General features: G+C 47.3%; 2 pseudogenes. Both read right to left on the reverse strand.

Annotated elements, in window-relative coordinates:
* A pseudogene (locus ACWHAR_RS28255) lies at positions 1 to 185 on the reverse strand (ferrichrome ABC transporter permease); the annotation flags it as partial.
* A 155-nt stretch (positions 186 to 340) separates the two neighbouring features.
* A pseudogene (locus ACWHAR_RS28260) lies at positions 341 to 651 on the reverse strand (amino acid permease); the annotation flags it as partial.

Below are 651 nucleotides of genomic sequence, written 5' to 3' on the forward strand. Positions count from 1 at the left end.
TCCCAAACCGTTCCAAGCTTTATATCAGCCGCACCGAGCGCAATCGATAATGCGGCGCCAAAAAGCAGCAGCATGATTCCGCCGGCCAGGACAAATACAGCTCCGAGCGGACGGCTGATCGGTCTCTGTTCTTCATCAGTGCCATCCGCGCCGTTGATATGATGTATGTTTTTGTAAGAGCTCACTCGATGCCATTCCTTTCGATCTTTTTAACCGATAACGATTATCATTTTCATGTTTAGTATAACAGGCCTAAGCAAAAATTTTAATCAAAATTTTCGGCAGGAATCAAAAAGCCAGCCGATCTTCCGCTAAAAGACCCGGCTGGCAAAGAGCTTTATCACACTTGATTATTTTTGAACTTTTTGTAGACGAACGGGTAGATCGCAAGACCGACGAAAAACAGCCCGATTCCCAAGATAAAGGTGGTCAAGTCAGACGTGCCTGAAACGATGACCCATAAAGAGTACGCAAGAGCGGCCAAGGCAATGATGCCGTCTCCTGTTCTTGAACCTTTCAGCTCGCCGTATGTCTCCCCTTTGAGGATGAGCTTCAAGCTGAAAAGAGCCGCTATGAGATAAGGGACAAGGTAAGCGAGCGTCGCCGACGTTGTTAAAAACGTAAAGGGTTCGCTGATCGTTCCCGAAATCG

It is taken from the genome of Bacillus sp. LR--39 (assembly GCF_053613335.1).